Below are 13936 nucleotides of genomic sequence, written 5' to 3' on the forward strand. Positions count from 1 at the left end.
GGCGTCCTGGAAACAGGGCGGCCCGCCCCCGCCGGATCGACGGGAACGGGCTCGCCCTCACCCACGGCTGCGGCTGCGGCTGCGGCTGCGGCTGCGGCTGCGGCTGCGGCTGGGGTCTAGAACTGCGCGAAGAACCGCCACACCTCGCCCTTGGTCCAGGTCCTGGCGCCGCTGTCGCCGCCGCCGTCGACCGGGCCAGGGGTGTGACCACCGTCGAACGCGCCCCACTGCACCGGATAGCCGGCGCGGCATCCTGAGTAGACGGTGGTGATGTGCGTCCGGCTGCCCGCCGCCGGCTCGGGCGGGTTCTGTTGCGTGCAGCCGTTGTTGCGGACGAACCTGTCGCGCAGCGACCGCCCGCTCGTGATGTTGTCGGAGATGCCGTGGATGCCGAAGTACGCGACCGGCTGGGTACCGCCACTGCACCCGCTGAGCTCTCGGGGAGCGCCGTAGACCGCGACGGCCCGGAAGACGTTCGCCCGGGCGCAGGCGAGGGCGTAGCTCATCGCCCCGCCGTAGCTGAACCCGAGGGCGAAGCGCTGCGCCGTGTTGACGCAGAGGTCGCTCTCGATCCGACGGATCATGTCATCGACGAATGTGACGTCCTCGCCACCGGAGTTGGCCCAGCCGTTGCCGATGCCCTGCGGCGCGACCAGGATCGCGCTGTTGTTCGACTGCTCCTGCTGGCCGTAGTAGGCCCAGGCGGCCCCGTCGGCGCCGCCGTAGGCGACGTCACCCGAGGTGCCACCCAACCAGTGGAACGCGAACATCAACCGGTAGCGGGTGTTGTTGTTGTAGTTGGCGGGGATCCGCAGGATGAAGCTACGGCTCTTGCCGCTGCTCTGGATCGTGTGCGTACCGTTGCCGAGCGTCGGAGTCCTGCCGCACCCTGCGCCCGGCTCACCGGTCGGTGGGGGTGGCGACGTGGGACCGCCACCGCCGACGGGGAACAACTGCCACTGCTGGTTGCCGCGGTTACCGTCGGCGTACTGGATGATGTTCGCCCCGTCGGCGGTCGAGGCGCCCTGCACATCCACCGCCTTGTTGCTGTTCCGGTTGATCAGCCGGACGTGGCCCCCGTCGGAGTCGGCCAACCGGAACTGCTGGTTCGCGCCGTTGCGGTCCGCCCACTGCACGATCGCGGCCCCGTCAGCGGTCGACGCGTTCGACACGTCCAGGACCTTGCCGGAATGCCGCGACTTGAGCCGGTAGTAGCCTCCGCCGGAGTCCACGAACTGCCACTGCTGGTTGGCCCCGTCGTTGCGCGTCCACTGGCTGATCCGCGCGCCGTCGTTGGTGGCCAGACCGTACACGTCCAGCGCCTTGCCACTGTTGCGGTTGACCAGCACATACCAGGCGTTGGTGTCCACCGTCGCCGCGGCCGCGGGTGCCGCGTTGACCGCGACCAGGCTGCCGGCCGCCAGGACCGCCGCACCGACCGCGGCCACGACCGACAGTCGTCGGCGTCCGGGAGGAGAGGCGGGACGAACCTCACCAATCATTGATCCACTCCTTCGACTAGGACCACGCGCGGTCCGAAAGGACGCACGTTGTCGCAGGCACCGACGTTGTGGATTGGTGGTGTCGACACGTCGGGCCACCAGCGAGCAAGGCTCAACGTATCGTCGTAATACGTCATACGTCAATGACCGACGTCGATGGATGACGGCCGCGCCGGACTGTCCTGTCCGGCGCGGCCACAGCCGAAGGGGCGCTACCTACTCGCGGTCGATCTGGTGCCCCACCACGGCCGGACCGAGCATGACGGCGAAGCCGGAACCGTCGCGACGCGGATCCGCAGCCGGCAGTTCCACCGCCTCACCGTTCGCCGTCGACCCCACCGGCCGGGGACCGACCCAACCGACCACCACGTCGGTCTCACCCTTGAGGAACCGATGGGCACGCACCCCGCCGGTCGCCCGCCCCTTCGCCGGGTACGCCGACAACGGGGTCACCTTGACAGTCGCGCCTGTCGAGGTGACCACCATCGGCTCACCGTGCTCCGGGTCGTCGGTACGGACCGCGCCGAAGAACACCACCCGCGCCCCGGACGGCAGGGCGATGCCGGCCATCCCGCCACCTCGGAGCCCCTGCGGGCGGATCGTCCCGGCGGGGAACCGCAGCAGCGCGGCCGCACTTGTCAGGAAGGCGAGGCTCTCCGCACCGTCGACCAGCCAGGTCGCCCCGACCACCTCGTCGCCGTCGCGCAGCCCGATCACCTCGAACTCGTCGGATCGGACCGGCCAGTCCGGGGCGCACACCTTCACCACGCCCTGCCGGGTACCGAGGGCCAGACCCGGTGAACCCTCGGCGGAGGCGCCGAGCGGCGCCAGGCCGACAACCGTCTCCCCCGGCTCCAGCGGCACCAACTCGGCGGCCGACATCCCACCGCGCAACGACACAGTGCCGGCCTGCTCCGGCAGCACCGGCAGCGGCAGCACGTCCACCTTGAACGCCCGGCCGGCACTCGTCACGAGCAACACCCGCCCCCGGGCGGTGGAGTGCACCACGGCACGTACCGCGTCGTGCTTGACCCGGCCGTGCCGGCGCCGCCCCTCGGCGGCCTCCTCCGACTCGGCCGCGGTACGGGCCACCAGCCCGGTGGCCGACAGGATCACCTGGCACGGGTCGTCGGCCACCTCCAGCGGTCCGGCCGGCGCGGACGCGGCAAGCACCTCCTTGAGGTCACCGTCGACAAGCGTGGTGCGCCGGGGCACGGCGAACTGCTTGACCACCGCGGCCAACTCGTCCGAGACGACCTTCTTCAGCACGTTCTCGTCGTCCAGGATTGTCGACAGCTCGGCGATCTCGGCACGCAGCTTCTGCTGCTCGGCCTCCAACTCCAGCCGGTCGTACTTCGTCAACCGGCGCAGCGGAGTGTCCAGGATGTAGTTCGCCTGGATCTCGGAGAGCTTGAACTGCCGCATCAGGCCACCCCGGGCCGCCTGGGCGTCCTCGCTGCCCCGGATCAGCTTCACCACCTTGTCGATGTCGAGCAGGGCGATCAGCAGACCGTCGACCAGGTGCAGCCGCTCCTCCCGCTTACGCTTGCGGTACGCGCTGCGCCGGGTCACCACCTCGTAGCGGTGGGCCAGGAACACCTCAAGCAGCTCCTTGAGCCCCAGGGTGCGCGGCTGCCCGTCGACGAGCACCAGGTTGTTGACGCCGAAGGACTGCTCCAACGGGGTCAACCGGTAGAGGTCGGCGAGCAGCGCCTGCGGGTTCACGCCGACCTTGCACTCGACGACCAGCCGGGTGCCGCTCTCGCGGTCGGTGAGGTCCTTGACGTCGGCGATCCCGGTGAGCCGCTTGGTCTTGGTCACCTCGTTGGTGATGGCCGCGATGACCTTCTCCGCGCCGACGCCGTACGGCAACTCGACAACCGTGATGGCCTGCCGACCCCGGCTGCCCTCCAGCGGCCCGATCTCCACCTTGCCGCGCATCCGCACCACGCCACGGCCGGTCTCGTACGCCCGGCGCACCTCGTCGAGGCCGAGCAGCATGCCGCCGGTGGGCAGGTCGGGACCGGGCACGAACTCCATCAGCTTGTCGAGGGTGGCGTTCGGGTGCCGGATCAGCCACCGGGCCGCCGAGACGACCTCGCCCAGGTTGTGCGGGATCATGTTCGTCGCCATCCCGACCGCGATCCCGGCAGCACCGTTGACCAGCAGGTTCGGGAAGGCGGCCGGCAGCACTGTGGGCTGGGTCAGTGAGCCGTCGTAGTTGGGCTCGACATCGACGGTGTCCTCACCCAGCTCACCGACGAGCAGCATCGCCTCCCGCGACATCCGAGCCTCGGTGTATCTCGCCGCTGCCGGTCCATCGTCTGGGCTTCCAAAATTTCCATGCCCGTCGATGAGTGGCACGTTCAGCGAGAAGTCCTGCGCCAGCCGGACCATCGCGTCGTAGATCGCGGTGTCGCCGTGCGGATGGTACTTGCCCATGCAGTTGTGGACTATGTAGCCCTCGGCGGCGAACGCGTGGTCGTCGGCTCCAACCTGGATGTCGTAGGTGGCGGCAGGGGCTACGGCCTCAACTGCGGCAACGCGGAGGAAAGAGCGGCCGGACAACGTCTCAAGCCGATTCGCAAGCGGTGAGCCGATTCGCCGAAGTTTGCGCACCCACCCGTCGCGTTCCGCGCGCCACAGCGGGAACGACCGGTCCGAAAGGTGCACACCATTCCGGTCTTTACCGTAACGCACCTTGCTTCCAGCACCCGACAGTGACGCCCGAAAAGCTTTACCGCCCACCTCGTGGAACCACCCACCACCTCGATGCGCCTTGGTGAACTCCTGCATCACTGGACCACAAGGAAGGCGGTCGTTACCCTGTTTACCGCCGTATGGGTATCCAAGCTCCATCACCCGCCGAAGCCCGTCGTTCTTGTATGGAATTCGCACCCAGGGCAGAAGCAACTCAGCAATGGCAGCGGCGTCCCGCCCAGTAACGGCAAGACCGCAGAGCGGGTGGTCGCCGGCTTGGTTGCTGGTCCAGTGGTGGCCGTGTACTCCCAAATCGGCAAGCATGGCGTATACCTGACGCACCAACGTCTCGCTGGTGCTCACAAAGACGATTTCTCGAAAACGTTTCCGCACATAGCCGTCGCCGTCGAAGAAGCCGGCGAGGAACGGTGCCCAGGCGGAGCGGTTTTCGATGATGTCGTCCGGGATCCGCTTGGCACGGCTGAGCGGCGTCGCAGCGTCAAGCAGACCCCGATGCCGGGCGAACGTGATGATGTGCTGGTCGCGATGGCCCGGCTTGGCTGCCTCGCGCTTGCCGCGAGTGGCATTCAATCCGTTGACTATAGCCCAACCGTGCGCCGCATCGAGCGGCTCTCCGTCGCACATGTGTATTCGGACACGACCATCTGCGGCTCGTGCACGATCGACGGGGAAGCCCTCGGCTACAACGAGTCCGCGGACGTAGTCGTAGATGTCTCCACCCGGGATGGCGGCCTGCCAGCGACGTCCGCCGTAAGCCAGTGTCAGGTGATTCTTCAGGTCCCGGGCTTCGGTCCAGCCAACGGTCAGGTCGTCATTTACGACACGAAACCGTTGGCCGGGCGTGACGACCATCGTGTGACCATTACTCCAGGTGACTCGGACCAGTTCCGACACGGGATTTCGGTAAACCTGGGTGACCGGAGTAGCGGTGCCATCCCCGTCCAACACGAGGTCACCAATCTCAATGTCCTCGATAGCCCTGAGACCTTCGGGTGTGGAGACCAGCGTTCCCGAGACGAAACAGTCGCCGACGATCCGGGCGGACTTCACGTGCGCCCGGTCCGGGCGGTGGCCCTGCTCGTACATCGACCAGAGGATGCGGCGGTGCACCGGCTTGAGGCCGTCGCGGGCGTCGGGCAGTGCCCGGGAGTGGATGACCGAGAAGGCGTACTCCAGGTAGGAGTCGGACACCTCGGTGGTCAGCGGGTTGTCGATGATCCGCGCGCCGGCCCGGTCGAACGCGGAATGGTCGACCTTCGTCTCCTTGCGGCGTGCCATGGCTCAGCTTTCCTTCCGAGAGACGCGATGGTCAGGCGTCGATGGCGTCACGGTCGACCCGGTCGGCGGAGTCGATCAGCCAGTTGCGGCGCGGCTCGACCTTCTCCCCCATCAGCAGTTCGAGGATCCGCTCGGCGGCGTCGACGTCGTCCAGGGTGATCCGGCGTACCGCGCGGGTGGCCGGATTCATCGTGGTCTCCCACAGCTCGTCGGCGTCCATCTCGCCGAGACCCTTGAACCGGGGAACCGGGGTGACGATCTGCTTGCCGGCCTTCTCGAACCGGCGCACCGTCGACTCCATCTCCGCCTGCGTGTAGGTGTAGACGGTCTCCGGGTTGCGCCCCCTGGTCGTGATCTTGTGCAGCGGCGGCATCGCGGCGTAGAGCCGGCCCGCCTCGATCAACGGCCGCATGTACCGGGCGAACAGGGTGATCAGCAGCGTCCGGATGTGTGCGCCGTCGACATCGGCGTCGGCCATGATCAGCACCCGGCCGTAGCGCAACGCGGACAGGTCGAACGTGCGCCCGGAGCCGGCACCGAGCACCTGCACGATCGCCGCGCACTCGGCGTTGTCCAGCACCTGCTGGAGGTTGGCCTTCTGGACATTGAGGATCTTGCCCCGGATCGGAAGGAGTGCCTGGTATTCGGCAGAGCGGGCAAGTCGGCCGGTGCCGAGGGCGCTGTCGCCCTCCACGATGAACAGCTCACTTCTGTCGATGCCCGAGGCGCGGCAGTCGACGAGTTTGGCGGGCATGGCCGCGCCTTCGAGGGCGGTCTTGCGGCGGGCCGCGTCCTTCTGCTGCTTCTGGGTGAGGCGTACCCGGGACGCGTCGACGATCTTCTGGAGGACCGTGCGCGCCTCGGTGCGCGTCTTGCGGTCGTCCAGCCAGGACTTGACGTGCTGCTCCACCAGGCCCTGCACGACCTTTGTGATGCCGGCGGTGGAGAGTTCGTCCTTGGTCTGCGAGGTGAACTGCGGCTCGGGCACCCGGACGTGCACCACCGCCGTCATGCCCTCCAGCACGTCGTCGAGGGTTGGCGCGTCCTCCTTGGCCTTGAGCAGGCCCCGGGTGTTGCGCACCGCGTCGGCGAGGGTACGGGTCAGCGCCCGCTCGAAACCCTTGCGGTGGGTGCCGCCGTGGGCGTTGCGGATGGTGTTGGTGAAGCACTCGACGGTGCGTTCGTAGCCGGTGCCCCAGCGGAAGGCGATCTCGACCTCGGCCCGGCGCTGCACGTTCGACTGCATGACGCCGTTGGCGTCGGCGGCGTTCTCCCGGTACGTCCCCTCGCCGGTGACCAGGAGAGTGCCGGAGACGGGCCGGTCGCCGGCCGGAGCGAGGAACTCCACCATGTCGGAGAGTCCGTTGGGGTAGTGGAAGCGCTCTTCGGTGGGCTCTTCCGCGGTGCGGTCGTGCAGTGTGTAGCCGACGCCGGGGACCAGGAAGGCGGTGTGGCGCAGCTTGGCCCGGACGGCGTCGTGATCGAGCGTGGCGCCGGTCTCGAAGTAGCGGGGATCGTGCCAGTAGCGGACCGAGGTGCCGGTGCGGTGGCCACGCTTCATGGCGCCGACGACCTGGAGCCCGGGGCCGGGGGTGAACGACGCGTCAGGGCCGTCGCCGTCGAAGATGCCCGGCACGCCGTGCCGGAACGACATGGCGTGCACCTTGCCGCCCCGGCGCACGGTGACGTCGAAGCGGCGGGACAGGGCGTTCACCGCCGAGGCACCCACGCCGTGCAGGCCGCCGGAGGTCTTGTAGCCGGAGCCGCCGAACTTGCCTCCGGCGTGCAGGCGGGTGAGCACCAGCTCGACTCCGGAGATGCCGGAGCGGGCGTGCACGTCGGTGGGGATGCCACGGCCGTTGTCGTCGACCTGCACCGAGCCGTCGGCGTGCAGGATGACCTCGATGCTTGTGGCGTGGCCGGCGACGCCCTCGTCGGTCGAGTTGTCGAGGATCTCGTTGACGAGGTGACCCACGCCACGGCTGTCGGTGGAGCCGATGTACATGCCGGGCCGCTTGCGGACGGCGTCCAGCCCCTCAAGGTGGGTGAGGTCGTCGGCCCCGTACAGGGTGTCAGGCTCTGCGGTCAACTGGTCGTACTCCCCGGTCTCGGCGATGTGCTTCCCCGCGCCGTCGGCGGTCGGCCCGGCGCGGACACGCCGCAGCGAGCGTAGCCGCACGCCCCGACAACCTGTGCGGGACACCCGCCGGCACGCCGAGGCCGCTGCTGGCGGACCTGCTGCGGTCAACGCCCCGGCCGGCGGCCTTATGCCCGCCGGGCGGTGGTCGGAGCCGGAATCGGTGGCCGACACGGGAGCCGCACGGACCCCTGCGGACCCGCCTGTCACAGATGTTTCCCACTGTTGACGTTCGTCACACGTGCGTGATCTCATCACCGCACCAGAAGATCTTTCATATTTCCATGAACGGATGGGGATGCCGATGTCCGCGTTGCGTCGTACCGCCTCCGCGATGGCCCTGGCCGTCGCCGCGGCGACCCTCTCCACCGCCGTCGCGGCCCCCGCCGCCTCGGCCGCACCACCCACCGCGGCGGTGGCCCTCGGCGACAGCTTCATCAGCGGCGAAGGCGCCGGCTCCTACCAGCCGGTGGTCGACGCGACAGGCGTCGCGCGGGGCTTCCCGGGGTGGACAGCACCCAACAACGACGCCTTCTTCTGCCACCGCTCGGCCAACGCCTCGCTGCACAAGGCGACGCTGCCCGGCATCCAGGACCGGTTCAACCTGGCCTGCTCCGGCGGCCAGCCGCGCGACATCGCCGCCGCCTCGTCGGCCCGGACGAACGGCCGGCAGGTCGCCGCCCAGCTCGACCAGCTCCGCGCGGTCGCCCAGACCCACGACATCGACCTGGTGCTGATCGGGCTCGGCTCGAACAACAGCTCGTTCACCTTCGGCGGGGTCGCCGAGAAGTGCGCCAACCGCTTCATCGCCGACGCCTGGACCGGCTGGTGGGAGTTCTGGGCGTACCTGGGCGGGCCGGTGGAGCAGAAGCCCTGCACGGACGCCGACCTGGCCACCGCCGCGCAGCTCACCGCCGCGACGGCCGAGACCACCGCGGCGGTACGCCAGATCCTGACCACCCTGCGCGAGGTGGACGCCGACGGCCAGCACCGGGTGGTGTTGCAGGACTACACGAACCCGCTGCCGCTGGACCTGGCCCCGGCCTTCCACGAGGAGGACAGCCGGGACGACACCCGGGACAAGTTCCGCGCGCTGGGTGCCGAGCGGTACGCGGCCGGCTGCCCGATCCACCGCGCGAGCCTCGCCCCTGGTCACCGGTTCTCGCAGGGACTCGGGAGCATCGTGCGCTCCGCCCGGGACACCCTGGCCGCCGAGTTCGCCGGGGCCGACCTGGTCTACCTCAACGTGCAGCGGGCCTTCGACGGTGCCCGGCTCTGCGAGAACACGAACAGCCCGACCGGCACCCTGGCCACCCCGATCCGGCTGATGGACAGCCCGCCGAACGGGACCTTCGTGACCAGCCTCTCCGGCAAGGACAAGATCGCCATCCAGCGGATCGCGAACACCTGTGTCAGCTACTTCCAGACCTGCCAGGAGTCGTGGCACCCGAACGCCGCCGGACACCAGGTGCTGGGACAGTGCCTCTCCGGCGCGGCCACCGCCACGGCCCGCTCGGTCGCCTGCGTACGCGCCTCGAACGGCACGATCAGCGTTTCCTGACCGGCTCGGATGCCGCCCGGACCGCCGAGGTCCGGGCGGCATCCGGCGTTGCCGACGGTGCCGATGTCCGGCCGAGGGCGAGCAGCACCGGCCCGGCCGGCCCGTCGACCAGTTCGCCGAGGCGCACCCCGTCGAGGACGGCGAGGAAAGACTCCTGCGCCCGTCGCAGCTCCGCCCGCAGCCGGCAGACCGCCCGCAGTGGGCAGGCCGGTGCCTCGCAGTCGACCACCTCACCCTCGCCCTCGAACGCCCGGACCACCTGCCCGACGGTGTACGCCGCGGCGTCGGCGGCGAACGCCACACCGCCGGAGCGGCCCCGGATGGTCACCAGCACGCCGAGGCGTTGGAGCCGCTGCACCACCTTGGCCACGTGGTTGCGCGGCAGCGCCAGCCGGTCGGCCAACTCGTCCACAGTCATCCGGCCGTCCGTGGCCGCGACCTGCATGGCGATCCGCAGTGCCATGTCGGTGGACCGGTTGAGCTTCACGTTTCGACCCTAGTGACGGACCGGTGACGCGGTCGGCCGGGATACCGGTGTGACAAGCCCGACCGGCGATCCGGGACTTTCGACCCTGAAACAGGTATCGAGGATTCCTGTTTCGTGGTGATGCCCGAGCGGTCGATCCAAAGGAGAACAATCGTGCTCACCCAGTCCTCAGCAGCGGTGGTGACGGCGACCCTGCCCGCCGTACGCGCGCACGGCGAGGCCATCACACGGCGGTTCTACCAGCGGATGTTCGAGGCCCGTCCGGAGCTGCTCGACCTGTTCAACCGGGGCAACCAGGCGAGCGGCGCGCAGCAGGCCGCGTTGGCCGCCGCCGTGGTCGCGTACGCCGAGCACCTGACGGGTGCCAGCGCCGTGCCCTGGGCGCCGGTCCTGGACCGGATCGCCCACAAGCACGCGTCGCTGGGTATCACCCCGGCCCAGTACACGATCGTGGGCCGGCACCTGCTCGCCGCCGTCGGTGAGGTGCTCGGCGAGGCGGTGACCCCGTCCGTCGCCGCTGCCTGGGACGAGGTCTACTGGCTGCTGGCTTGCGAGCTGGTCGCCCGGGAGGCCCGGCTGTACGCGGCCGCCGGGCTGGCCGAGGGCGAGTCGGTGTGGCGGTCGTGGCGCGTGACGGCCCGCCGGCAGGAGACCAGCGACGTGGTGTCGTTCACGCTCGCGCCCGCCGACGGCGCTGCGGCCCCCACATTCGTCCCCGGCCAGTACACCTCGGTCGCCGTCGACCTCGACGGTGGTCGCGGCCAGCAGATCCGGCAGTACAGCCTCAGCGGCTGCCCGGGCGCGGCCTCCTGGCGGATCGCCGTCAAGCGGCTACGCGGTGTCGACGGCGCCCCCGACGGCCTGGTCTCCACCTTCCTGCACGAGCGGGTGGCCGTCGGTGACACGCTGCGGCTCAGCCCGCCCTTCGGTGAGGTCAGCGCGGTCGCCGGAGACGGGCCGCTGCTGCTGGTGAGCGCCGGCATCGGACTGACCCCGGCGATGGCCGCGCTGGAGCATCTGGCGGTCGCCGCGCCCCGCCGGCCGGTGGTGCTGGTGCACGCGGATCGGGCCGGCACGACCCACGCCCTGCGCGGTGACCTGCCGCGACTGCGTGCCGCGCTGCCCAACCTGCACACCACCGTGTGGTACGAGGACACCAACGACGCCCCGCCGCCCGTCCTCGACGCCACGGTGAGCGGCGGTCGGGTCGATCCGGAGCTGATCCCCCTCTCCCCCGACGCCCACGTGCACCTGTGCGGACCGTTGCCGTTCATGAACACGGTCCGGGGCGGCCTGCTGCGCCGGGGGGTGCCGGTGGAGCGGATCGCCTACGAGGTGTTCGGTCCCGGCATGCTGCGCGGCGAGCCGGCCTGAGGCCGTGCCGCCCCGGTGGGCCGGCGACCGCCGGGGCGGCACCCCGACCACTACCTACCGACCGGTAACATGGTCTGGTGAGCGCGACGGTGGAGTACCAGCAGGAGTTCGTCCAGGTCGACGGCGCCCGCCTCGGCGTCCAGGTCTACCCGGAACCCGACGGGGTGACCGACGCCCCGGTGGTGCTGATCGCGCCGGCGATGGGGGTCCGGGCCCGGTACTACCGGCCGTTCGCCGCCGCGCTGCGCGCCGCCGGGCTCGCCGTGGTCGTGGCGGACCTGCGCGGCACCGGCGAGAGCACTCCCCCACCGAGCCGGACCTGCCGGTACGGCTACGCGGAGCTGGCCGCCGACGTCGGGGCGGTACGGTCCGCGCTCAAGCCCAGGCTGGACGGCCGGCGGACCCTGTTGCTGGGGCACTCCCTCGGCGGCCAGGCCGCCGTGCTGCACCTGGCCCTGCACGGCGAGCACGAGGTGGACGGGCTGGCCCTCATCGCCGTAGGCATCCCCTACTGGCGTGACTTCGCCGGTCCCCGGCGGTACGGGGTGCTGCCGTACACCCAGGGCATCGCCGCCACGGCCCGGCTGCTCGGGGTCTGGCCCGGGTGGGGTTTCGGTGGCCGGCAGGCGCGCGGGGTGATCCGCGACTGGGCGCACACCGCCCGCACCGGACGCTTTCCCGAGGTGGACGGGGTGGACGCCGAGGCGGCGGTGCGGCGGATCCGCACGCCGGTGCTGGCGATCAGCGTCGACGGCGACCAGTACACCCCGCATCCCACGCTGGACCGCCTCTGCGCGAAGCTGACCGCGGCCCCCGTCGAGCGCGAGCGTTACGCCGCCCCGGGCACCGCCCTGGACCACTTCACCTGGGTACGCGCCGCCGATCCGCTGGCCGCGCGGGTGGCCGACTTCGTCACCACCCTGCCCGTGCGCTGACCCCCGGTCAGGCCGACGGCCCCGCCGCACCGCGTCGGCGCAGCCGGAACAGCAGTCGGGCCACGGTCATCGGCAACAGGTGCAACACCACCACCAGCACGGCCGCCAGCGTGGCGATCTGGCCGCCGGAGAGCCCGGCCAGGGTCAGCACCAACCCCGCGCACACCACGGTGACCAGCGCGTGACCCGCCACCCGCAACGCGATCCGCCGGGGTGAAGGGGCCACTTCGGGCTCGGCGGATCGACGCAGCGCCGCGCTGACCGCCGCCGCGAGCGCGGTGAGTCCGGCGAACTGCAGGGCCCAGAACGCGACCCGCCAGACACTGGCGTCGTCGGTCGCCGACGGCGCGATCAGGGTGGTCACCGCGAGCCCGAGGAATGCCGCTGGCCACGCGAGGACGAAGGCGGTCGGCACGGCCAGCGCGATCCTGTTCGACAGACTCGGCTGCGGGTTGACCTCCTGCCCGATGCGGGCGATCACCTCCTCGGAGGCCCACACGAGCTTGCCTTCGGAGCCCGTTCCGGGTGCCGGGTGTGACATGCGGCGAGCGTAGTGGGGCCGGTCAATCCGACCGAGGGCGGACGGACCCGCGAACTGTCCCCCACCACGCAGGCACGTGAGCTGTCTCACGCGGCATCACAGCGGTCGGCCCTCCGGTGTCTTGAGGCCGAACCCTGACGCGAAGGAGACACCATGACCCAGCACCCGAACGTGGTCGTCATCGGCGGCGGGTACGCCGGTGTGATGGCCGCCAACCGCCTGACCCGCCGCGCCGACGTGCGGGTGACGCTTGTCAACCCGCGCCGGCACTTCGTCCAGCGGCTGCGGCTGCACCAGGTGGCCGGTGGGTCCGCCGAGGCGGTCGCCGACTACCGGGGCATCCTGGCCGACCGCGTCCGGCTCGTGGTCGATGCCGCGACCGGGATCGACGCGGTGGGGCGGCGGATCACCACCGAGTCCGCCGGGACCATCGACTACGACTATCTGATCTACGCGGTGGGCAGTGGCAGCGGCGACCCGGGGGTGCCCGGGGCGGCGGAACACGCCCACTCGGTCGCCACCCTGGAGGAGGCGCAGCGACTGGGTAGGGTCATCGCCGCCGCACCGCCGACAGCTCCGGTGACGGTGGTCGGCGCCGGCGCGACAGGCATCGAGACCGCCGCCGAATTGGCGGAGACGGGCCGTACGGTGACCCTGGTCTGCGGTGGCGTGCTCGGGCCGTACCTGCATCCCCGGGGCCGACGGTCGGTCGCCAACCGGCTGACCAGGCTCGGGGTGACCGTGCTCGACGGTCCCGGCACGAAGGTGACGGCGGTGACTCCGGATGCGGTGCGGCTCGGCGACGGCCGCGAACTTGCCAGCACGGTGACCATCTGGGCCGCCGGGTTCGGCGTGCCGGACCTGGCCGCGCGCAGCGGGCTGAGCACCGACGCGCTGGGTCGCCTGCTCACCGACGAGACGCTCACCAGCGTGGACGACGTGCACATCGTCGCGGCCGGTGACGCGGTGGCGCCGTCGGGCCGGCCGTTGCGGATGAGCTGCCAGTCCGCCCGTCCGCTCGGCGCACACGCCGCCGACACGGTGCTCCGCCGGATCGCCGGTGACCAGCCCGAGCCGATCGACATCGGGTTCTTCGGCCAGTGCATCGGACTGGGTCGTCGGGCCGCCACCGCGCAGATCGCCGCCCGGGACGACACCGCCAACCGGTTCTACCTCGGCGGCCGGCTCGCCGCCACCATCAAGGAGTACGCCATCAGGTCCATGCTCAAGGAGCTGGCGCACGAGGCACGCGAACCCGGCTCGTACCGCTGGCCGTTCAAGGATGGCAGGCGCCGGCAGCTACTGGGCGGGCGTGGCGAGGCACCGACCACAGCGGAGCGCACGGTCTAGACCGTCGGTCCACGGCACGGTCCGATCAGGCCGTGCCGTGGCCGACCCCG

At 70.6% G+C, this 13936-nt stretch carries 9 protein-coding genes and 2 pseudogenes; 4 read left to right on the top strand and 7 right to left on the bottom strand.

Translation table 11 applies throughout. The features are described 5' to 3' along the window. Positions 1 to 116: 116 nt before the first annotated feature. The 5 genes and pseudogenes from AB0I71_RS09025 to AB0I71_RS09045 form a co-directional block, all read right to left on the bottom strand. A complete protein-coding gene (locus tag AB0I71_RS09025) occupies positions 117 to 1502 on the bottom strand; it encodes an RICIN domain-containing protein (RefSeq protein WP_357582698.1) in 1386 nt (461 codons plus the stop codon). Between the two features lie 216 nt (positions 1503 to 1718). Further along, positions 1719 to 4361, bottom strand: coding sequence for a DNA topoisomerase IV subunit A (locus AB0I71_RS09030; protein ID WP_357582901.1), 2643 nt, complete (start codon positions 4359 to 4361; stop codon positions 1719 to 1721). Between the two features lie 84 nt (positions 4362 to 4445). Further along, positions 4446 to 5273, bottom strand: a pseudogene (locus AB0I71_RS09035) (LAGLIDADG family homing endonuclease); the annotation flags it as partial. Continuing rightward, positions 5247 to 5501 (bottom strand): annotated as a pseudogene (locus tag AB0I71_RS09040) (DNA gyrase subunit A); the annotation flags it as partial. The pseudogenes AB0I71_RS09035 and AB0I71_RS09040, both read right to left, overlap by 27 nt. Positions 5502 to 5532: 31 nt before the next feature. Continuing rightward, positions 5533 to 7590 carry a DNA topoisomerase IV subunit B gene (locus AB0I71_RS09045; RefSeq protein WP_357582903.1) on the bottom strand — a complete coding sequence of 686 codons (2058 nt, stop codon included), beginning with the start codon at positions 7588 to 7590 and terminating at the stop codon, positions 5533 to 5535. A 352-nt stretch (positions 7591 to 7942) separates the two neighbouring features. Between AB0I71_RS09045 and AB0I71_RS09050 the strand changes: the two genes are divergently transcribed. Beyond that, the gene (locus AB0I71_RS09050) at positions 7943 to 9199 is read left to right on the top strand and encodes a hypothetical protein (RefSeq protein WP_357582905.1); all 1257 of its coding nucleotides are present in this window, start codon (positions 7943 to 7945) and stop codon (positions 9197 to 9199) included. On the opposite strand, the gene AB0I71_RS09055 is transcribed toward AB0I71_RS09050, so the two are convergent. Next, positions 9186 to 9686 carry an Rrf2 family transcriptional regulator gene (locus AB0I71_RS09055; protein ID WP_357582699.1) on the bottom strand — a complete coding sequence of 167 codons (501 nt, stop codon included), beginning with the start codon at positions 9684 to 9686 and terminating at the stop codon, positions 9186 to 9188. The two genes, AB0I71_RS09050 and AB0I71_RS09055, sit on opposite strands and share 14 nt — an antisense overlap. A gap of 120 nt (positions 9687 to 9806) precedes the next feature. On the opposite strand from AB0I71_RS09055, the gene AB0I71_RS09060 reads away from it, so the two are divergent. Together AB0I71_RS09060 and AB0I71_RS09065 are read left to right on the top strand one after the other, a co-directional pair. Further along, positions 9807 to 11060, top strand: a complete 1254-nt coding sequence (locus AB0I71_RS09060) for a globin domain-containing protein (RefSeq protein WP_357582907.1) — start codon at positions 9807 to 9809, stop codon at positions 11058 to 11060. A gap of 77 nt (positions 11061 to 11137) precedes the next feature. Continuing rightward, complete coding sequence (locus tag AB0I71_RS09065) at positions 11138 to 11995, top strand: alpha/beta fold hydrolase (protein ID WP_357582700.1); 858 nt, start codon at positions 11138 to 11140, stop codon at positions 11993 to 11995. Between the two features lie 7 nt (positions 11996 to 12002). Here AB0I71_RS09065 and AB0I71_RS09070 read toward each other — a convergent pair whose 3' ends face one another. Next, positions 12003 to 12536 (bottom strand): hypothetical protein, encoded by a 534-nt coding sequence (locus AB0I71_RS09070; RefSeq protein WP_357582701.1) that lies wholly within the window; start codon positions 12534 to 12536, stop codon positions 12003 to 12005. Positions 12537 to 12689: 153 nt separating this feature from the next. Here AB0I71_RS09070 and AB0I71_RS09075 point away from each other — a divergent pair, with 153 nt between their 5' ends. Further along, positions 12690 to 13886, top strand: a complete 1197-nt coding sequence (locus AB0I71_RS09075; RefSeq protein ID WP_357582702.1) for an FAD-dependent oxidoreductase — start codon at positions 12690 to 12692, stop codon at positions 13884 to 13886. Positions 13887 to 13936: the final 50 nt, after the last annotated feature.

Origin of the sequence: Micromonospora sp. NPDC049891 (assembly GCF_040660295.1) — a bacterium.
GTDB lineage: Bacteria > Actinomycetota > Actinomycetes > Mycobacteriales > Micromonosporaceae > Micromonospora.